Here is a 21138-nt window from a genome sequence, read left to right on the forward strand (position 1 = left end):
CTCTATCATTGTTAGCTGTGGAAAACCAGTATGCGCTTGAAAATAAAGCCGGCATCCCGTTCAGGATGCCGGCTTAGCTTATGAATTAATGGAAATCCCGGAAGAGTCCGATTACTTTGCCCAGAATGGAGACCTGCTTCAAGCGGATAGGCTCCATGGTGGCGTTTTCCGGCTGAAGCCGGATATGATCCTTTTCCTTATAAAAAGTCTTGACGGTTGCTTCGTCCTCATCGGTCAAAGCGACGACAATCTCACCGTTGTTGGCGGTCTGCTGCTGCCTGACAATGACATAATCCCCGTCATGAATTCCTGCCTCGATCATGCTCTCACCGATAACGTTCAGCATGAAAATCTGATCATCTCCGACAAAATGAGAGGGGAGCGGGAAATATTCTTCGATATTCTCGGTCGCTGTTATAGGAAGACCGGCAGTAACCTTACCAACAACCGGTACTTTGGATACCGCGAGAGGGAAATTAAATTCAGCCTCGCTCTCCTGGTCGAGAATTTCGATTGCCCGAGGCTTGGTCGGGTCTCGGCGGATCAGTCCCTTCTTCTCCAACCGGTCCAAATGCCCATGAACGGTGGAACTGGAAGCAAGTCCGACAGCTTCGCCAATCTCTCTTACGGACGGCGGATATCCTTTATCCCGGACTTCATTCTTGATAAATTCCAAGATGGCCTGCTGGCGGTTGGAAATTTTGGACACCTTCATCACTCCATCAACTTGTTTATTGTGACAAATTATAGCATAGAACCGGAGTTCGTACAAACATAAGTTCCTGAAAACAGAGGTTCGTACATGAAGGGGAACAAATGTTCCAAAAGTGGTTGACTACAAACATCTGTTCGTGATATGCTCATTTTAGCAATACAGAACAAATGTTTGGGGTGCTGAATATGATCATAAAAGTAAATGACATGTCCTACCGCAGCTTGTACAAGGAACAGAACAATAAGAGAACCCACATACATAGCAAGAGTGTTACGGCTGGGCGTACTTCACTACGGCTGAGCTGGAAGGTGGGCCGTTTGCTGGCCGCATTAATCCTCATTATTATCATCGTGACGGGTTTCACGCTCGTCCATTCGAACGCCCTCGGAACGCATGCGGAACCCGCACAGCCCAACGAACTGGCGGTTACGGTTTCTACAGGCGATACGCTGTGGTCACTGGCCCAAAGCCATGCACCAGAAGGTGCCGATATCCGACAAATCGTGTATCTGATGAAGAAGCGGAACCTGCTCACAGACAGCAACCTGCAGCCAGGTGACCAGATTATCATTCCTGTGGAGTCCTTCTAATTCGCTGTATAAGTCTATATTACAAGGTTATCATTAAATAGTTATTACGAGTTTTACCGTTCCGGCCTTGAGCTCCTGTGAACGGTTTTTTTGTTATTGCTGCTTGTTCCTCGCCTTGACAACCAAGGCGTGAAAGTGTCAAAGTAATATTGGACAAGAACCGCGCAAGGAGGAGACTCTCATGGAAAAACTGGTCGCACGGATCAATGAACTGTCGCGTAAAAATAAATCCGTTGGCTTGACTGAAGAGGAAATGGCAGAGCGTGAAGAATTGAGGCGCCAGTACCTCCAGCAATTCCGCAAAAATTTCAAGGATCAGCTGGATACGATTAAGTGGGCAGAAGATGAGGATAACGATAAGTTAAAGCACTAAACAAAACATCTGGTACGAAAGCATGATGAACGGGAGGAGTTAACATGGAATATCGTTTGCTTGGCAGAAGCGGACTGGCAGTATCTGAGGTTTGTCTTGGGACAATGACGTTTGGAAACACCACCAGTGAGTCGGATTCAATCGAGATGATCCATCGGTTCTTGGATGCCGGCGGCAATTTTCTTGATACGGCGGATGTTTATGTCGGCGGCAAATCGGAAGAGATCGTAGGCAAGGCGATAAAGGACCGCAGGTCAGAAGTCGTACTTGCAACGAAGGTCAGATTCCAGACGGAGCAGCATCCCAATGGCGTAGGGATATCACGCAAGCATATCATGGATGGTGTAGATGCAAGCCTGAAGCGGCTTGGCACGGATTACATCGATCTTTACCAGATGCATGTGTGGGATCATGCAACCCCAGTTGAAGAGACACTGCGCACGCTTGATGACCTTGTGTCATCAGGAAAAGTAAGGTATATCGGCTGTTCCAATTTTCTCGCCTGGCAGCTGATGAAGTCGCTTGCTTATAGCGATTACAGCCGTTTTGTACGATACATATCTATTCAACCGCAGTATAGCCTGGTCAGCAGAGAGATGGATCGGGAGATCATGTCCCTTTGTATCGAAGAACAGGTCGGTGTCATACCCTGGGCTCCGCTGGGCGGCGGATTTCTTACGGGTCGCTACACTAGAGAGGAGCCAACTTCCGGCAGGTTGACAGCAAAGACAGGTGAGAGCTCATGGGCGTTCCGTGCCACGGAGAAAAACTTTGCCATTTTGGAAGAGGTCCAGAGGGCTGCACGTGAGCTGGACAAAACACCGGCACAGGTTGCACTACGCTGGCTGATACAGCAGCAAGGAATTACTTCACCAATCTTCGGAGCAAGCACGCTGGAGCAGTACGAGGATGATATGGGGGCGGTAGGCTGGACGATGCCGCAGGAAATATGGGAGCGGCTGGATCAGGTGAGTGCGCTGCCGTCCGAATATCCGACCCGGTTCATCCAGAAATTCCGCAGGCCCTTATAACTAGAGAAGGACTGCCAATACAGATATTGAGGGGTGTCAGCGATGTCCCGATCATGGGAACGCAAGGTAAGGCGGAATAGTAATGTTATTAACCGCCAACGCAAGAAATCAGGAACGCAGAGTATTGCAGCTGCGGCGCAGCGGATAGACCGTTTCAAAGGACGCAATTTTATACTGCCGGTCTTTCTGCTGCTGTTTACCGGCGGTTATGCGTATCTGGCAACTATTCCTGCTGCAGCGCCGGAAGGAGAGAATGTAACGAGCTCCGGCATGTTTTGGCTGACAATCGGCTGTTATTTTCTGCTTGCCATGCTGTTCTTCTTCAGGCGTCCGTACTTAAGCGTTGCGAAGGATTATGTAGGCACACGCCGTATGACTGGCGATAAGACGCTTTATGCTTCTTCCATTAAGAGTATAAGTGTGCAGCCGGGTTATGTGGTCATAGAGCAGGCTAAGGGAGCGAACTGGGTATTTTCCCGGGCGATCAACCGGTTTCCTACTGAAGCGATGGCGGAGCGGTTGAGGGCGTTTGCGAAAGATCACAATATCGCTTTTCACGAGAAGGCAGTGAAATAGCAGATTGGGAGAGAGAATATATGGCGAAGAAAGCTGTGCTGTTTGACTTGGATGATACCTTGCTGTGGGATGAGCGGAGTGTGAAGGAGGCTTTTGAAGCAACCTGCCAGTATGCAGCCGACCGCACGGGGGTCAAGGAAGCTGAACTTGAGGAAGCAGTGCGCAGAGAAGCTAAGGCACTGTATGAATCCTATGAAACATTCACATTTACCAAGATGATAGGTATTAATCCTTTTGAAGGGCTGTGGGCTAATTTCCTGGAAGGCGAGCAGGCCGAGTTTCGCAAGCTGCAGGCGCTGGCGCCTGGCTATCGCAGGGATGCATGGACCCGCGGACTAAAGTCGCTCGGAGTAGATGATGAGGCGTTAGGAGCGGAGCTGGCTGAAAGGTTTCCGGCTGAGAGGCGTGCTAGACCTTATACTTATGAAGAGACGTTCAGCATTCTGGATGAGCTGCGCGGAAAGTATATGCTGCTGCTGCTCACAAATGGATCTCCTGATCTCCAACGTGAGAAGCTGGCTGGTGTGCCGGAACTTGTACCTTATTTCGATCATGTTATTATTTCGGGTGAATTCGGGGAAGGTAAGCCGGCGGCGAGTATATTCCGTCATGCTTTAACTATGCTTGGAATTGAACCGGAAGACGCGGTTATGGTGGGCGATAAGCTGACTACAGATATCAAGGGCGCTAACACGGTGGGGATGGATTCTGTCTGGGTAAACCGTCACGGCATGCAGCGCTCGGACGAGATTATACCAAAGTATGAAATCAAGCATCTTCATGAGCTTCTTGATATTCTGACATAATCCGTTCAACGTTTAACTCAAGAAGAGGGCTTCCATGCCGGTTGTTAACAACCGGCATGGAAGCCCTCTTGCGTTCTAAATGCGGTTATATTGCTACTTCTGGAAAGCAGGGTCAGCGAACGGATGCGCGATCCAGCCTTCTGTCTCAATAAAGAGGCGTACCGCAACAATTTGGCGGTTATCCATCAATGTGAAGAAATGGGGCTTGTGCTCAGGCACAGAAATGACATCTCCGGCTTCGAGCTCTACATCGAAATAGCCGACATCGTCTGAACCTTTAATAATGAAGATTCCGCGGCCGGCCGTGATTGCACGCACTTCATCCTCTGTATGGGTGTGGACATTCTCAAACTTCTTGAGCAGCTCATCCAGGTTGGGAGTAGCGTCCGAAAGGGCGATAACATCCCATGTCCGGTAACCGCGGCGCTTAGCCAAATCCTTGATTTCCGAATCAAATGTCGCAAGGATTTGGGATTTATCCTCATCATTTAATACGAATTTATTCTGCAGATCTTGAGGCAGCTTGGAAGCATCCCAATGCTCATATAAGACTTCCTGCTTAGAGAGAAATTCCCGTACATTCTCTTCACCGCTGATCCGCTCCTCGGTATTACGAATTCTGATCTCAGCCAATTTTAAATCCCTCTTTTCCTATCAGGTTTATTCTTATATAATTAGAATGATTCCATTATAAAGCATTTTATGTGCTCTGTCGACCAGGCTATGACTTTTCACACGGACATAGTTCTGTTACACTAAAGCTTAATGATTTGGCGGAAGGGTGTAGGAATATGACAAAACCCGGCTTACAAGAAATGCTATCGAAACGGATCCTGATTCTTGATGGTGCGATGGGCACGATGATCCAGCAGGCCAATTTAACGGAAGAAGATTTTGGCGGAGAGGAACTGGACGGCTGTAACGAAATTCTCGTGCTTACACGTCCTGATGTAATAAAGCAAATACATGAGGCATACCTCGAAGCAGGTGCTGATATTCTGGAAACCAACACCTTTGGCGCAACAAGCGTGGTGCTGGCTGAATATGATATACCTGAGAAAGCCCGGGAGATCAACCTCGCTGCCGCGAGGCTTGCTGTTGAGGCAGCTGCAAAATATACAACGCCTGAGAAGCCACGGTATGTAGCTGGAGCCCTTGGGCCGACGACCAAGACGCTATCGGTTACTGGCGGCGTAACTTTTGAGGAGCTCGTCGAGAGCTATCATGAACAAGTAGTTGCGCTAATGGAAGCAGGCGTAGATGCGCTGCTGCTGGAAACCTCTCAGGATACCTTGAATGTAAAGGCGGGAAGCCTGGGAATCCGCAAGGCATTTGAGGATCTTGGCTTCGAGCTTCCGATTATGATATCGGGCACGATCGAACCGATGGGTACGACACTCGCCGGTCAGAATATTGAATCATTCTACATTTCTCTGGAGCATCTGAAACCGGTTACGATCGGGTTGAACTGTGCCACAGGACCTGAGTTTATGCGCGATCATATCCGGAGCCTGGCCGCGATTGCAAAAACCAATATCAGCTGTTATCCGAATGCCGGATTGCCGGATGAGAACGGGAACTATCATGAATCCCCCGAGTCACTGGCACGCAAGCTTGGTGAGTTCGCCAAGCAGGGATGGCTTAATGTCGCGGGCGGCTGCTGCGGTACAACGCCGGAGCATATTAAGGCTATGGCAGATGAGATGGCTAAATATAAGCCAAGAACGGAATTTGGCGACCATCCGGCTGCCGTTGCCGGTATTGAAACAGTATATATTGAACCGGAGAACCGTCCTTACATGGTTGGAGAACGAACCAACGTGTCAGGTTCCCGTAAGTTCAAGCGTCTGATCAAGGAAGGAAAGTTTGAGGAAGCCTCCGAAATTGCCCGAGCTCAGGTAAAGGGCGGAGCCCACATTATTGACATTAACCTTCAGGATACGGATATTGATGAGGCTTATGCGATGGAGACGTTCCTCAGCTTCGTAACCAAGAAAATCAAGGCGCCTCTTATGATTGACTCGACCTATGACCATATCATCGAGCTTGGGCTTAAGCATTCCCAGGGTAAGGCGCTGATTAATTCCATTAACCTAGAAGACGGGGAGTCGAAGTTTGAGAAGATCGTACCGCTGATCCATAAATATGGGGCGGCTGTTGTCATGATTCTTATTGATGAACGCGGACAAGCAGTATCCCGCCAAGCGAAGCTTGAGGTTGCAGACCGTTCGTATGATCTGCTCGTTAACAAATACGGGTTAAATCCCGAAGACATTATATTCGATCCAAACATGTTTCCGATTGGCTCCGGCGATCCGCAGTATATCGGTTCGGCTGTGGAGACCATTGAGGGTATACGCTTGATTAAAGAACGTTACCCGGCCTGCAAAACCATTCTGGGCCTCAGCAACATCTCCTTTGGTCTGCCTGACGCAGGGCGTGAAGTGTTGAACGCCGTGTATCTGTACCACTGCACGAAAGCGGGGCTCGATTATGCGATCGTCAACACGGAGAAGCTGGAGCGTTATGCATCGATTCCGGAAGAAGAGCGCCAACTGGCAGAAGAACTGATTTTTAATACAACGGACGAAACACTTGCTAAATTTGTTGCCTTTTACAGAGAGAAGAAGGTCGACAAGAAGGAGAAGGTCTCCAACCTGACGCTGGAGGAACGCCTGGCTTCTTATATTATTGAAGGAACGAAGGAGGGGCTTCTACCGGATCTGGATGAGGCGCTGACTAAGTACCGTCCGCTGGATATTATTAATGGACCGCTCATGAAAGGCATGGAGGAAGTCGGCCGCCTGTTCAACAATAACGAGCTGATCGTGGCCGAGGTTCTGCAAAGTGCGGAGGTTATGAAGGCTTCCGTAGCCCACCTGGAGCCGCACATGGAGAAAAGCGAGACATCTGTCAAAGGCAAGATTATATTGGCCACCGTTAAAGGCGATGTACACGATATTGGTAAAAACCTCGTCGAAATCATCTTGTCCAATAATGGCTACAAGATCATCAACCTGGGCATCAAAGTACCGCCTGAACAGATCATTGAGGCTTATAGGCAAGAGAAAGCCGACGCAATTGGTCTCTCTGGTCTGCTTGTCAAATCGGCACAGCAGATGGTGCTGACAGCACAGGATATGCGGGCCGCAGGTATTGATGCTCCGATTCTGGTAGGGGGAGCGGCTCTGAGCCGCAAGTTCACGAAAACCAGAATTAGCCCGGAATACGATGGCTTGGTGTTATATGCCAAGGATGCTATGGACGGGCTGGATATCGCGAACAAGCTAATGAACCCCGAGCATCGCGCTCGCTATGAAGCAGAGCTGAAGGCCTTGAAGGAATCCGGTTATGCGGAAGCCGAAGAGAAGGCGCCGCTGCCGCAGCTCTCAAGAGCTGTCCGCTCTAACATCTCTACGGATGCGCCTGTCTTCGTACCGCCTGATCTGGAACGCCATGTACTGAGAGAAGTGCCGTTAGGCCATATCCTGCCTTATGTTAATATGCAGATGCTGTTAGGGCATCATCTTGGCCTGCGGGGCAAGGTGGAGGACCTGCTGGCTCAAGGCAACCCAAAGGCTGTCCAGCTGAAGGAAACCGTGGATAGTATTCTGGAAGAAGCTGCTGCGGAGAAAACGCTGCATGCCAATGCCATGTACCGGTTCTTCCCGGCTCAGTCATCCGGCAATGACATTATTATCTATGATCCTGAGGATACGAGCAGGGAAATTAAGCGGTTTACGTTCCCTAGACAGCAGGTGGAACCTTATCTCTGCTTGGCGGATTACTTGCGTTCCGTGGAAAGCGGCGTAATGGATTATGTAGGCTTCCTGGTCGTAACTGCGGGGCAGGGCATCCGCGAGCGGGCTACCGTACTGAAGGACAACGGAGATTATCTCCGTTCGCATGCCCTTCAGGCGGTTGCGCTTGAGGTGGCCGAAGGGCTGGCTGAGCGTGTCCATCACATGATGCGCGATGTCTGGGGCTTCCCGGATGCGCCTGATTTTACAATGAAGCAGCGTTTGGGTGCCCGTTATCAGGGTATTCGAGTATCCTTCGGGTATCCGGCTTGTCCGAATCTGGAGGACCAAGAGCTTCTCTTTGATCTCATGAAGCCAGAGGATATTGGTGTAGAGCTGACAGAAGGCTGTATGATGGAGCCGGAGGCTTCCGTATCGGCTATGGTATTTGCGCATCCTGAGGCCAATTACTTTAATGTAGACAAAGCTTAACCGGTTATGTAAAGGCAGCAGGCGCCATTCGGAAGCGGATGGGTTTGCTGCCTTTTGCCTCGAAGCAGGACTTTTTGCCCCAAATGCGATTGTTCAGGCTGGGTGCAGATTAATAATAGGATGGATGGTTGATGATAACAGGAGGAGGTGAAGCACTGATGGATATCACATTTTTGGGAACTGGAGCGGGTCGTCCGGTATCCGGACGTAATGTAACCTCATCGGCGCTGCGTCTCCCGGCCGCTAGAGGGACATTCTGGCTGTTTGACTGCGGTGAAGGAACACAGCATCAGCTGATGAAGACCTCGCATAAACTGAGCCGGCTGGAACGGATTTTCATAACCCATCTTCATGGTGATCACACGTTCGGGCTTCCGGGGCTGCTCAGCAGCAGGGCTTTTTCGGGCGGGACATCACCAGTGACTGTATACGGGCCGAACGGCATCAAGCAGTTAATCGAGATGAGCCTCAGATTGACACAAACCAACCTCGAATACGAGCTGCAAATTATAGAGATTGAGGAAGAGGGAGTCATCTACGAGGATGAACAGTTTACTGTTACGGCAGCGAAGCTGGAACACCGGGTACCCTGTTACGGCTATCGTATTGTCGAGAAGCCAGTTTCCGGCAAGCTTGATGCCATTAAGCTGCAAGGATTAGGTGTGAAGCCCGGTCCGGTATACGGGAGACTGAAGCAGGGACTTAATGCTGAGCTTCCTGATGGTCGGATGGTTTACGCTGATGAGGTTATAGGACCTTCCATACCCGGAAGAGTCATCACAATATTAGGGGATACGTCTCCATGTGAAAATGCCATCCTGCTCGGGGTTGGAGCGGACTTGCTCGTTCATGAGGCAACTTTCGCGGCTGAATTGGCTGATAAGGCGGTTGAATTCGGCCATTCCACAACCGCGCAGGCTGCCGAGGCAGCTGCAAAAGCAGGGGCTAAGAAACTGGTCATTACCCATTTCAGCTCAAGATACCGCGAGGATGATTTGGAAATGCTTGCTGATGAAGCAAGAACACTGTTCCCTGAGACGCTTCCGGCAACAGATCTTCTAACTGTACCCATTCCACGAATTGCCGAACCGAAGGAATAGAACGAATAAGAACAGGGAATAATGCTCCCTATAAGATATCCCCTGCATACCGGAACGGTTCCGGCTCATGCAGGGGATTTGTTAAATAATTGCCTGATAAGTTGTAACAAACTAGTTAACCACGTTAATCGTTTTTGTGAGCCTCATCTTTAATTTCAGAACGGAATCCTTGAATGGCCTCGCGTCTGCGCTCGTTCTTCGAACGAACCTGATTGAATTCAGTCGAACCGATTTCATCAGCATGCTCGGCAAGATAGTCCTCACCCTCATGCAGGTTTTGCAGGGTATTTTGGACTGCCTTTTGCAGGTGCTCTACGTTATCTGCACGGTTATCCGGTTTAGCCATTGCGTATCACGCCTCTCTGAATGGTGTACAGTTATCCGCACGGGATGTACTGCGGGAAGTGCTTCCCGACATTTAGCATGTGAAGACAACGCGCGTATTATGCCTGACAGGCCCATAGCAGGACTGCCGCTTACTTACAATTTCGTCATAACGGTTAAACACAGCGTTAACGAAAGTCTGTTAGGATGTGCGGGAGAACGCATTGCACGATAGGAGGACGGTTGATGGACACTTCTAGCCACCTTTTGTTTGGCGTTACGCTTGCTGGACTGGCAATGATCGATCCGGTAATCGCCGGTACGGACGGTGCTGCAGCGGCGATGATGGCCGCTTCCCTGGTCGGCAATAATGCCCCCGATTTTGACGGGGTAATGAGGGTGAAGGGCAAGGCGGCTTACCTGCGCAACCACCGCGGCTGGACTCATGCCCTGCCCGTGCTCCCTCTGTGGGCGCTGATTATTGGCCTCCCGGCAGCTTATTTGGCTGGGGCTGAAGGGGCGGCCTGGCATATCGCAGGCTGGACACTGGCTGCTGTTTGTCTGCATGTGCTTCTGGATCTGCTGAACGCCTATGGTGTCCAATGTTTAAGACCCATGACGAAGAAGTGGTTCCATCTGGACGTGATCAGCTTATTCGATCCTCTCCTGTTCTCTCTCCATTCGGCAGGTGCCTTATTATGGGCGGCTGGCATATTTGAACCCGGCCCTATGTTTGCCGCAATCTATGGTATAAGTATTGGCTATGTGTTACTGAAATTTTATTATAAACACCAGGCCGCCGGCCTTCTGAAGAAACAGGGGATTCCAACCGACGGGTTAACAATGATTCCTGGTTTGTTCGGAAGGTACTGGCAGTTCGCATCTGAGAATCATCAAGCTTTCAAGCTGGGCACGATTCAAGGTTCTAGGGTTATCGTGGAGGCAGAACTGCCGAAGCAGGAGCCGGGTCATCAGCTACACCCGGTTATTCAGGCAACGATGTCGACAGATGGCGTTCGTTCCTTCCTGAATTTTGCTGACCGCTATCAAGTGGAGTGGAAGGAACGGGAGGAGGGTTATGAGGTAACCTGGAGTGATATCCGTTTCTGGTATAATCACAAGATGCCATTCCAGGCAGCCGTCAGACTGGACCGTAATTTGAACGTGCTGGATGAGCGGATCGGGTGGTACAAGAAATCCTGGGAGCCGCCGCATGTTTAAGTGAATATAATAAAGACCCCGTTTTCCGGCACTGGAAAACGGGGTCTTTACATCTTTTCTTATGATTGCCCTATGTAGAGCGATATTGAGTAATGGCGAATACTATGAGAGGTGCTGGAAAAAGTTCGGCTACCATCATAGCCCTGACCGCAGGCACAGACATACCTAGAAACATTATAGTAATTAGTAATATCACAGGTTTTTGAAGAGGAACTTCCGTCTGGATTTTTAGTTACTACTACGTGGGAACCACCTGAGTCTTTAACTTGTTGTGACCCAGCCAGTACATATTTGTGTTGTCCACTGGAGTAGTAGTCACAAGGTATATACATGGCAGAAACTCCCGAGTTCAGTTCTAAGTTGCTTTTAATATTTCCTTTGTCAGATGCAACCTCTGCTTCAGAAGCTAATGCTGTACCAGCTATTGTAAAGGTAGCTAGTAGCGTTAGCAATGCTAGCATTAAGCGTTTCATTTTCTCACCTCCTTTTACTGATTAAGATACTATAAATATAAAAAAAGTAAACTATTTACATGTAAAATAATAGATGATATATTGGTTGTCATGACAGCAGATGAAGGCCTAATCCAACTAGGGGGAGCACCATGGGGTTAATCTATGCTCAGTCACTATGTAGAGATATTTTGATACATATATTAAAAAGCGAGGGAGTTAAATGCTAAGGAAATTTTTTCACCCCATCCTTATTGTTGTTTCTTTTGTGGTTATTTTATCTGGTTGTAATGAAACAGAAAGGGAAGTCAATAAATCTTTTGATCATACATATGAAGGCATCATTCAGGAATTATCCGATACCAGTTACAAGGGCAGGTTGACGGGTACAAAAGGTAATGAACAGGCGCAGAAGTATATTGAGAAACATTTTGAACGTATCGGGCTTGAACCATACCAAGGAGAATCGTTTGCCATCCCTTATACTCATCAATTTTTTGACCCTGATAAGCAAGCGTATCTTATTGTCATTAAGACTGGTACAGAAGAACGTGAATTAATTTACGGCAAGGACTACCTGGAGCAGCGTGTGACTGAAAGTTTTGACCAGACAGGAACGCCAGTTTTTGTAGAGAATAATTTTTCGAGTGTAAGAGGACATGTTGCAATATGGAATAACGGTGATAGCTGGAATGGATTATTGAACCTTAATCCAATGGCTATATTCATTAAGAAGAATGATTTTACGAAGCACCTGCCAACCGGCTATCATGATATTCCTGTATTTCAACTGTCCGAGGAAGTTTATGAGTGGCTGAATAAAAACAAGAACACTGTCACTGAGATCACAATCAAAATCCAAATGAAAGAGGAGCAGGTTCAGGCACATAATATAGTAGGTATGCTGAAAGGCACACCAAATCAAGATCATAAGGATCTCATTATATTATCAGCACATTTTGATTCGCTCGGCTGGTCCGGCAAGGAAATATACAGTGGGGCTGTAGATAACGCAACAGGTGTAAGTGCATTGATCCAATTGGCTGCCAATCTGAAAAACCATTATAGTGGACACGCGATGCAGCCGGATGTCGTATTTGCCGCTTTTAACGGAGAAGAGTCAGGGCTTCAGGGCAGCAGGGCGTTTGTTAAGCAGATGGACCAGCACTATGACCATATCTATGCTATTAATATGGATTGTATTGGACTGCAAGAAGGTGGAGATTTGCTGGTTATAGGCGATGGTGCGGGGGAGAGCCTGATGAACCAATTGCAAGAATATCTTACGGAGCATGGTGTCCAGGCTGAAGTAATGCCGAGGGGGTATTCAAGCGATCATCTGGCTTTCACGGAAAGCGGAATTCCTGCTGTTACATTAGGGCAGAGCAAGGTGGACATGATCCATACGACAAGGGATGCACCAGAATTGGTTGATCACGATTATCTGCATGATATTGTGACATCAGTCTTTAATTTTGTAGCTAACAGCAATCATATAGAGCTGCCTGTATCAAGTATGGAGACAGTAGTTCAGGTAGATGAAGGATTCCAAGAAGAAATAGAGGCTGAGTTAAATAAAATGACTCTTGGCGATTATCAGAAATATGGAAATGATAAAAACAGCGCTCTTCTCTTTAAATCGGAAGGGGAGTTTGACAAGATTGAAGAGGCTGAGAAGATGATAAAAGGACTGGATATCCCTGAAACGATTCAAGGGTATACATTTCATCGTGTAACTCTAAGTAGCAATTGGAGTCCAAATGAAGCAGACTATTCAATGATACCATACAACAAAATTCATCGTATTGACTCGATTGATGCAGCAGACACCAGCAGTTTGACCTTCATTTATAAAGACAAATCTAATGTAGGGTTTAATCTCACGCTTCAGAGAGAACCAATCGTTTATGAACACTCTGATGAAGTCGAGGGAGCAAGCGAGGTGGAGACTGAAGAGTTTCACGAGGACGGCAAGGAGTACTATTTGTATAAAATCGATGACTTGTTAATGGTGGGCAAAGAACTGCAGGTGGAAGGTAACACCTATTATCTTCAGATTTATAAGGGTAAAGTCGTGACAAATCAGGACAACACAAGTTACGTGACAATTGATTGGACTAAAGCACAGCAAGATGAAGCGTTAGATTTTGTACAAAGTCTTTCACTGGATACAGTGATTGGCGGCATGGGGTTAAAGTAACGAGCAATAAGACTTATCAATATGGCGTATTGTAATGAGTGGTGGACTTCGAAGAAACAAGGTACTTCATTAAAGCGAACAGCTGGTGAAGTGCCTGTTTTCTATGCCGTTATTTAATTATATTAAATATTAATGAGTATAAATAAAATATCATTGTCACCCGAACATGTATTCTGTAAAATATGACGTAGTATATAGGTATCATACTGCCTTTTATGAATTCGCGGCTCAAACCATATATAGATAAATATTTGAAATTGTTCCTATAAATAAGATTGTTCCTATAAATAAGAGATACAAGGAGGCAGCGTATGAACCGACTCACTGGAAAAGCGGAGAATCTGGAGGAATGGTTAAGCATCCTTCGCAAGCAGCCGGAAATTATGGAGAATGTTACGCACTGGCATACCATCCCGCCTAGGGAATCCAAAACTGCCGAGCTGCCAAACGATATGCATTCGAAGCTTGCAGAGGCGCTGCGGGCCAAGGGAATCCACAGTCTGTTCACGCATCAGCGGGATGCCTATCGGGCGGTGAGGAACGGCGAGCATATTGTCGCGGTGACCCCGACTGCATCGGGTAAAACAATGTGCTACAACCTGCCTGTGCTTCAGACTGTGCTTGAGGAGGAATCGGCCAGGGCGCTGTACATGTTCCCGACCAAGGCGCTGGCACAGGACCAGGTTGCTGAGCTGCAGCAGCTGGCTGATCTGATGGAGGCAGATATCAAGACTCACACCTATGACGGGGACACGCCGCCTAATGTGCGGCAGGCCATTCGCAATGCCGGTCATATTGTCGTGACCAATCCAGACATGCTGCATTCCGCGATCCTTCCGCATCATACCAAATGGGTCAAGCTGTTTGAGAATATCCGTTACATTGTAATCGATGAGCTGCACGCCTACAGAGGCGTATTCGGCAGTCACGTCGCAAACGTGATCCGCAGGCTGAAGAGGATCTGCCGCTTCTATGGCTCGAACCCTCAATTCATCTGTGCTTCCGCTACCATTGACAATCCCGGCGAGCATGCCGAGCGGCTGGTAGGGGGACCTGTACGGGTCGTAGACAATAACGGCGCGCCGATGGGGGAGAAGCATTTTGTATTCTATAATCCGCCGGTAGTGAACCGGCAGCTCGGCATCCGCCGCAGCAGTGTGCTGGAGACCAAGAATCTCGCGTCCATGCTGCTGAAGCAGGGCGTTCAGACGATTGTTTTTGCCCGCAGCCGGGTGAGGGTTGAACTGCTGCTGACGTATCTGCAGGACCTGGTACGCAAGGATGTCGGTCCGCAGACGATCCGCGGCTACCGCGGCGGCTACCTGCCGAAGCTTCGGCGTGAGATTGAGCGAGGCCTGCGCAGTGGGGAAATCCGCGGTGTGGTCAGCACGAATGCGCTCGAGCTCGGTATCGACATCGGCCAGCTGCAGGCCTGTGTGCTGAATGGCTATCCCGGAACGGTGGCCAGCACATGGCAGCAGTCCGGACGTGCAGGGAGGCGCCAGGGAAGCTCGGTTACCTTCATGGTGGCAAGCAGTAACCCGTTGGACCAGTATATTATTCAGAATCCGGAGTTCTTCTTCAACCGCCCGCCGGAGCGGGCGTTGATTAATCCGGATAATCTGCTGATCCTGATCGACCATATCAAGTGTGCGGCCTATGAGCTGCCCTTTGAAGAGCATGAAACCTTCGGCTCGGAGCCTCTGCGGGACATGCTGGAATTTCTCGTCGAGGAGAAGGTTCTGCATCACGTGAAGGGCCGCTGGTTCTGGATGGATCAATCCTTCCCGGCCCACAATATCTCCCTGCGTTCAGCAGCGCAGGAGAATTTCATCATTATTGATATGACGAACGGAAGCCGTGTTCTTGGGGAGGTCGATCAATTCAGCGCCCCTACCCTGATCCATGAAGAAGCGATATACATTCATGAAGGCGTTCAGTACCAAGTGGAGAAGCTGGACTTTCCCGAGAAGAAAGCCTATGTGAGGGAAGTGGATGTGGATTACTTCACGGATGCGAGCATGGCGGTAGAGCTTAAAGTGCTGCATGTGGACAAGGAGCTGCAGACAGGCGATATTGTCCGGCAGTACGGCGAAGTCACAGTGAACGCTAAGCCGACGATTTTTAAGAAGCTCCGTCTACGCACCCATGAGAATATCGGCTCGGGGCCAATTCACCTTCCGGAAGCGGAGCTTCATACCAGCGCCTACTGGTTTACGTTCAGCGAAGAGGCCGCTGCGCGCATGGGCACGAATGATATGCAGTTTGCGCTGCTCGGCATAGCGAATGTGCTGGTGCACATCGCGCCTGTCTATCTGATGTGTGATCCGATGGACATTCGGGTGTACCCGCAGGTAAAGGCTGTCCATACCCAGCGGCCGACGATTTACTTCTATGACCGGTATCCAGGCGGCATCGGGCTCAGCGAGCGTCTGTTCAACGTACACGACGAGCTTCTGGAGCGGGCGAAGGATTGGATACGGACCTGCGGCTGCATAAGCGGCTGTCCGGCCTGTGTCGGGCCGATCGAGGAAGTCGGCTTGATGGGCAAGACGCATGCACTGGAACTGCTTCAGGAGGGAGAGGGTAGGTCATGAGCAGCATAAGGGATCGGATGAACAAGCTGCGAGGACTGACGGGGGACAATGGACCAGTGGAGCAGAGGGAAGAAGCTGTTCCATTGGTACTAGCTGATGAAGCTGAGGAGCTCAGCAGCAGCTGGGAGCCGCTCGGAGTCCGCATGCTTCAGAATGACTGGGGCAGCTTCCTGATAAGGCGCAGGGTTTATCCGCTGCCCTACCGCCACGGTCATCATCAGCTGTCTGACCTGCATCTGTATGCGCCAGGGCTTAATGCCTTCCACCCTGGGCAGCCGGCTATCTCAGCCGGACAGATTCTGTTCCTTGACCTGGAGACAACAGGACTTGGTGTCGGAACCGGCAATGTACCCTTCATGACAGGCATTGCTTATGTGGAGGAGGAGCGCTTTGTCATTGAACAGTTGCTCATCCGTCATCCGGCGGAAGAGCGGGCGATGCTGGCTCACCTGAAACAGCGTGTCGAGCGGCATTCGTACCTGGCAACCTATAACGGCAAAACCTTCGACTGGCCTGTGCTGGCAGGACGGTATATCATGAACGGCTTGGGACGCGCCATGGCTGATCCGAAGCATCTGGACTTCCTCCATCCATCGAGAAGCATCTGGCGCAATACGCTGGCTTCCTGCCGGCTCAGTCATGTGGAGGAGGAGCGCTTAGGGATATTCCGTGTCAACGATCTGCCTGGCTCAGAGGCGCCCGCCCGTTATTTCCGGTTTCTGTCCGACAATGATCCCGGGCCGCTGGCTGAGGTATTCACCCATAATGAGCTGGATATGCTGGCGCTGGCATGCCTGGCTGTCCGCTTCGGCCTGCTGCTCGGCGGCGGGCTCGGAACTGCGCTGGAATATCCGGAAGGGTCTGAGGAGCTGCTCCGTACCGGTCTGTGGCTGGAACGAATGGGAATGCAGGAAGAAGCGGAGCGGCTGTATGACAGGCTGATTCACACGGACCCGTCACCATCCTGGTGTCTACCGCTGGCAGCACGGGACAAGAAATGTGGAAATTGGCAGCGTGCTGTGCTATTGTGGCAGAAGGCCGCTAACAGCGCCGAACAATCGCAGCTGCCGGTCAATGATGCACATATTGAACTGGCCATGTACTTCGAACACCGATCCAAGGATTATGAACGGGCGCTTCATTATACGGAGCATGCGCTTGAGCTTGCGATGAAGCGGCTCAGCCTGTACCGCAACGATCCGAAGCGGCGCTCGGAGGTCGATGCAATCCGCAAGCGGATAGAACGGCTGCGCAGAAAAGCCGGGAGGTATCATGCATGAAAGAAATTCGTTTTGCCATGATCGGATTTGGCAATATAGCCAAAACACATATGACTGCGCTGCGGGCGCTGCCTATTGTGAAGCAGCTGCCTGCAGTACCAGTGCTGGACACGCTTGTTACCCGCTCGCCTGAGCGGCATGCGGCCCAAGCAGCCGCAATCGGTTTCCGGAATGTAACGGACTCCATCATGGAGGCTGCTGCCGACCCTCAGGTTGATGTCTTCGATATCTGCACACCGAATGCTCGGCATTTGGAGGATGCTGAAGCGGCGGTGAGCCATCTTAAAGGCATTTACTGCGAGAAGCCTCTCGCAGATACATATGAACGGTCTGCTGCTCTGGTCCAGCTGACTGAAACTCAGCCTCAGCTGCCCTACCAGCTGGCCTTCACTTTCCGGTATCACCCTGCCGTCATGCGTATTCGTTCGCTTGTTCACGAAGGCGTGCTCGGTGACATCCTGCAGTGCAAGATATCGTACCGCAGATCCGGTTACCTGAACCCGGAGCGGCCGGTGAGCTGGCGTCTCGAAAGCGGGATGTCGGGCGGCGGTGCGATAACGGATCTCGGTGTACATGTGCTCGATATGATCCGGCACTGGTTTGGCGATTTCGCAAGCGTAAGCGGGGATGCCCTTACCTTCGTAGGCGAGCGCAAGGCAGCAAGCGGCGAGGGTATGGCTGCAGTTGATGTGGATGACTGGGCGATTATGCATTATCAGACGCAATCAGGCGTTCGCGGTATAGCTGAAGTGTCCAGGATCGCCTATGGGTCGGACGCATTTGATATCCAAATCGTCGGCTCTAAAGGCAGCATCACTTGTGATCTGGAGCGGCAAGCTGTTCCGGCTGTTCACCTGCTAAGCGGGTATACACCGGCATTGCCGGTTCCCGAAACGCTTGCTCTGCTGCCGGATGAGAAAGCTACGATGGGCTTTGCGGTTGACACACATTTTGCGGCCCTGCATCACTATGTACTGAGTTGTGCCGGTGAAATTCGCTATGCAGATCTTGTTCCTACCCTGCAGGATGGTCTTGCTGTTGAATACTGGATCGATCAGGTGCTGAAGGGGCGGGATCGCTGATGGCTGCTTACAGCTCGGAACAGACACAGACAGCGCTGCCTCAGGGGCTGCTGATTGATCTGGACGGAACCTTGTTTCACGGGTCCGTAATGATTGACGGGGCGGACCGGCTCATCCGGCTGCTGAAGGAGCTCGAGCTGCCTTATCTGTTCGTCACCAATAACTCCTCGGCTTCACCTGAGACCGTAGCGGAACGGATGCAGGCAATGGGTATTCCGGCTGAACCAGAAGACGTATGTACCAGTGCCCAAGGGGCGGCGGCATATATTGCGGGTGAGAAGCCAGGTGCCAAGGTAGCTGTTATAGGCGAAGAAGGGCTGCTTGAAGCTGTGCGGGGAGCAGGTCTTAACGTCGTTTACCAGAACCCGGATTATGTCCTGCAGGGCATCGACCGGGGGCTGACTTATGATAAGGTGGCGGAAGCCGTGAGGCTCATAAGGGGAGGTGCCGGTTCGATTATGACGAATCCGGATCTGCTGCTGCCTTCTGAAGGCGGCGTTATCCCTGGAGCAGGTTCAATCGGTGCGATGATCCAAGCAGCTTCCGGTGTCCAACCTGTTGTGATCGGTAAGCCTTCTCCAATATTAATGAATGTCGCGCTGGAGCGTTTGGGAATCGGGGCGGAGAGAGCACTTGTTATCGGTGATAATCTGGCAACTGACATCGCAGCCGGAAATAACGCGGGCTGCCGCTCGCTGCTGGTCATGACTGGGATTACGAATAAAGACAATTACGAGGCACTTCGCCTGCAGGCGGGTGCAGAGCCGGATCAAATCTGCGAGGATCTTAATGAACTAATTTCGTATATATCAGCCATGTTCAGGAAATGAGTATAGATACTAACAACTACACGATACGGTCAGAGAGAAAGAGGTTGATCCCATGCCGGAATGGCCGGAGATGGAGACGTACCGCCGTCTGCTGTCAGAGAAAATAGCGGGGGCCCGGATTACGGGAGCAGAAGTAACAAGAATTAAATCAGTCAACGTGGATGAGCAGCAGTTCGCAGCAGGCACTGTCGGTAGCATTGTCTTATATGTCGAACAGCGGGGCAAGCATCTAGTTTTTCACCTGGATAACGGAAACCGTCTGCTGCTGCATCTGATGCTGGGCGGGCTGCTTTACTGGAGTGTGGATGAAGAGGATAAGCCGGACAGAAGTGTGCAGGTGGCCTTGCGATTTGCGACTGGCACCCTGCATTTCATAGGTCTGAGACTGGGCTATCTGCATTTGCTCACGGCAAAAGAAACCAACAAGAAGCTGGCTGAGCTTGGTCCGGAGCCTTTTGACAAACGAATGGACGAGCAGCTGTTCAGAACCCGGTTTGCCAAGAAGAAGGGGAAGATCAAGACAGCATTGGTCGATCAGTCGGTGATAGCGGGTATTGGCAACTGTTATGCAGATGAAATGGCCTTCAAAGCTGGGATCCGGCCCGACCGGCCAATCCCGGATATATCGGAAGAAGAGTGGAAGAAGCTGTACGATGCCATGAAGGAAGTGCTCTATAATGCGGCCCGTCTCGGCGGATACATGGAGATGCCTCTGTTCAAGGGCGACACCCTCACGGGCGGATATAACGCAAACTGCCTCGTCTATGACCGGGAAGGGGAGCCATGCCACGTATGCGGTACACCAATTGTGAAGGAAGAGCTCTCGTCCCGCAAAGTTTTCTACTGCCCCAGCTGCCAGCAGAAAGGGTGATGGACAGGTGCAGGTACGGATTGGCAGCCACGTCAGCATCAAGCGCGGGTTTAAGGGCGCTGCAGAAGAAGCTAGAGGGCTTGGCGGTCTTGCTTACCAGTATTTCCCCAAGAATCCCCGGTCACTCGGCGTGAAGGAGCTTGACCGCAGGGAAGCGGAGCGCTGCGCGTCTTACTGCAGGGAGAACGGAATTGCTTCTATTGCCCACTCGCCTTACCCTGTCAATCTGGCATTTGCGCCAGGCTCGGATCATGCGCAGCGGACTGCAGTATCGCTGCTGAATGATCTTGAAATTGCAGAAGCCTGCGGTTCGCTGGGAACGGTCGTACATTTTGGCATCTACAAAGGCCCGGATATTCTTGAGGGATACCGGCATATCATCGCGTCGCTGGATCGCGTGCTGAAGGAATGGACAGGCGCTGCCAAGCTTCTGATCGAGAATCAGGCCGGTGACCATGCGCCGATGGGTACAACTTTCGACGAGCTGGTACAGATCCGCAGTCTTAGCCGTTATCCGGAGAAAATCGGTTTTTGCCTGGATACCTGTCACCTGTTTGCAAGCGGGGTGTGGAATGAGACCAATGGGGAGTGCTGGATGGAAAAAGCGAGGGAGCTGGAATATTTTGACCATCTCGCCGCCATTCATCTGAACGACTCCAGGTACGAAAGCGGGTCCCGCCGGGATCGTCATGCGGCTATCGGACAGGGGAGAATCGGGGAGCCGAATCTCCGCTGGCTGCTCGCGCAGCCGGAAATCCGCAGTGTACCGCTTATACTGGAGACACCTGAGCCAGAAGGTTATACGCACAGGAAGCAGCTGCTGAAGGTATCCGATCTGCTCGCCACGGAATAGAGCTA

At 50.6% G+C, this 21138-nt stretch carries 19 protein-coding genes; 15 read left to right on the plus strand and 4 right to left on the minus strand.

Annotated features, from left to right (window positions below):
• Positions 1-85 precede the first annotated feature (85 nt).
• A complete protein-coding gene (gene lexA, locus L1N82_RS03505) occupies positions 86-709 on the minus strand; it encodes a transcriptional repressor LexA (RefSeq protein WP_235285937.1) in 624 nt (207 codons plus the stop codon).
• A 191-nt stretch (positions 710-900) separates the two neighbouring features.
• Between lexA and L1N82_RS03510 the strand changes: the two genes are divergently transcribed.
• The 5 genes from L1N82_RS03510 to L1N82_RS03530 all read left to right on the plus strand — a co-directional run bounded on the left by L1N82_RS03510 (position 901) and on the right by L1N82_RS03530 (position 4091).
• Positions 901-1305 carry a LysM peptidoglycan-binding domain-containing protein gene (locus L1N82_RS03510; protein WP_235285938.1) on the plus strand — a complete coding sequence of 135 codons (405 nt, stop codon included), beginning with the start codon at positions 901-903 and terminating at the stop codon, positions 1303-1305.
• Positions 1306-1486: 181 nt separating this feature from the next.
• Positions 1487-1678 (plus strand): DUF896 domain-containing protein, encoded by a 192-nt coding sequence (locus L1N82_RS03515; protein ID WP_235285939.1) that lies wholly within the window; start codon positions 1487-1489, stop codon positions 1676-1678.
• Positions 1679-1722: 44 nt separating this feature from the next.
• Complete coding sequence (locus tag L1N82_RS03520; RefSeq protein WP_235285940.1) at positions 1723-2709, plus strand: aldo/keto reductase; 987 nt, start codon at positions 1723-1725, stop codon at positions 2707-2709.
• 42 nt (positions 2710-2751) lie between these two features.
• Entirely contained in the window at positions 2752-3285 is a 534-nt protein-coding gene (locus tag L1N82_RS03525; RefSeq protein WP_235285941.1) for a hypothetical protein, read from the plus strand.
• A gap of 20 nt (positions 3286-3305) precedes the next feature.
• On the plus strand, positions 3306-4091 hold the full coding sequence (locus L1N82_RS03530; RefSeq protein ID WP_235285942.1) for an HAD family hydrolase: 786 nt from the start codon (positions 3306-3308) through the stop codon (positions 4089-4091).
• A gap of 93 nt (positions 4092-4184) precedes the next feature.
• Here the strand turns inward: L1N82_RS03530 and L1N82_RS03535 are convergent, their stop codons facing one another.
• Positions 4185-4724, minus strand: a complete 540-nt coding sequence (locus tag L1N82_RS03535; RefSeq protein WP_235285943.1) for a 1,2-dihydroxy-3-keto-5-methylthiopentene dioxygenase — start codon at positions 4722-4724, stop codon at positions 4185-4187.
• A 158-nt stretch (positions 4725-4882) separates the two neighbouring features.
• On the opposite strand from L1N82_RS03535, the gene metH reads away from it, so the two are divergent.
• Positions 4883-8323, plus strand: a complete 3441-nt coding sequence (gene metH, locus L1N82_RS03540) for a methionine synthase (protein WP_235285944.1) — start codon at positions 4883-4885, stop codon at positions 8321-8323.
• 158 nt (positions 8324-8481) lie between these two features.
• Entirely contained in the window at positions 8482-9423 is a 942-nt protein-coding gene (gene rnz / locus L1N82_RS03545) for a ribonuclease Z (protein ID WP_235285945.1), read from the plus strand.
• A 124-nt stretch (positions 9424-9547) separates the two neighbouring features.
• Here rnz and tlp read toward each other — a convergent pair whose 3' ends face one another.
• A complete protein-coding gene (tlp, locus tag L1N82_RS03550; RefSeq protein WP_235285946.1) occupies positions 9548-9769 on the minus strand; it encodes a small acid-soluble spore protein Tlp in 222 nt (73 codons plus the stop codon).
• A 224-nt stretch (positions 9770-9993) separates the two neighbouring features.
• On the opposite strand from tlp, the gene L1N82_RS03555 reads away from it, so the two are divergent.
• Positions 9994-10968, plus strand: a complete 975-nt coding sequence (locus L1N82_RS03555; protein ID WP_235285947.1) for a metal-dependent hydrolase — start codon at positions 9994-9996, stop codon at positions 10966-10968.
• 59 nt (positions 10969-11027) lie between these two features.
• Here the strand turns inward: L1N82_RS03555 and L1N82_RS03560 are convergent, their stop codons facing one another.
• On the minus strand, positions 11028-11441 hold the full coding sequence (locus L1N82_RS03560) for a hypothetical protein (protein WP_235285948.1): 414 nt from the start codon (positions 11439-11441) through the stop codon (positions 11028-11030).
• 202 nt (positions 11442-11643) lie between these two features.
• Here L1N82_RS03560 and L1N82_RS03565 point away from each other — a divergent pair, with 202 nt between their 5' ends.
• The 7 genes from L1N82_RS03565 (at position 11644) to L1N82_RS03595 (ending at position 21133) form a co-directional block, all read left to right on the plus strand.
• Positions 11644-13620: a M28 family peptidase gene (locus L1N82_RS03565; protein WP_235285949.1), complete on the plus strand. Its 1977-nt coding sequence runs from the start codon at positions 11644-11646 to the stop codon at positions 13618-13620.
• A 311-nt stretch (positions 13621-13931) separates the two neighbouring features.
• Complete coding sequence (locus tag L1N82_RS03570) at positions 13932-16217, plus strand: DEAD/DEAH box helicase (RefSeq protein WP_328284419.1); 2286 nt, start codon at positions 13932-13934, stop codon at positions 16215-16217.
• A complete protein-coding gene (locus L1N82_RS03575) occupies positions 16214-17497 on the plus strand; it encodes a ribonuclease H-like domain-containing protein (RefSeq protein ID WP_235285950.1) in 1284 nt (427 codons plus the stop codon). The genes L1N82_RS03570 and L1N82_RS03575 overlap by 4 nt, the downstream gene beginning before the upstream one ends.
• Positions 17494-18579, plus strand: a complete 1086-nt coding sequence (locus tag L1N82_RS03580) for a Gfo/Idh/MocA family protein (protein WP_235285951.1) — start codon at positions 17494-17496, stop codon at positions 18577-18579. The genes L1N82_RS03575 and L1N82_RS03580 overlap by 4 nt, the downstream gene beginning before the upstream one ends.
• Complete coding sequence (locus L1N82_RS03585) at positions 18579-19409, plus strand: TIGR01457 family HAD-type hydrolase (protein WP_235285952.1); 831 nt, start codon at positions 18579-18581, stop codon at positions 19407-19409. Before L1N82_RS03580 ends, L1N82_RS03585 begins: the two co-directional genes overlap by 1 nt.
• A 52-nt stretch (positions 19410-19461) precedes the next feature.
• Positions 19462-20280, plus strand: a complete 819-nt coding sequence (locus L1N82_RS03590; protein WP_235285953.1) for an Fpg/Nei family DNA glycosylase — start codon at positions 19462-19464, stop codon at positions 20278-20280.
• Positions 20281-20287: 7 nt separating this feature from the next.
• Positions 20288-21133 carry a deoxyribonuclease IV gene (locus tag L1N82_RS03595; RefSeq protein WP_235285954.1) on the plus strand — a complete coding sequence of 282 codons (846 nt, stop codon included), beginning with the start codon at positions 20288-20290 and terminating at the stop codon, positions 21131-21133.
• Positions 21134-21138: the final 5 nt, after the last annotated feature.

This window comes from Paenibacillus tarimensis (genome assembly GCF_021532315.1).
GTDB classification, from domain to species: Bacteria; Bacillota; Bacilli; order Paenibacillales; family Paenibacillaceae; genus Paenibacillus_I; species Paenibacillus_I tarimensis.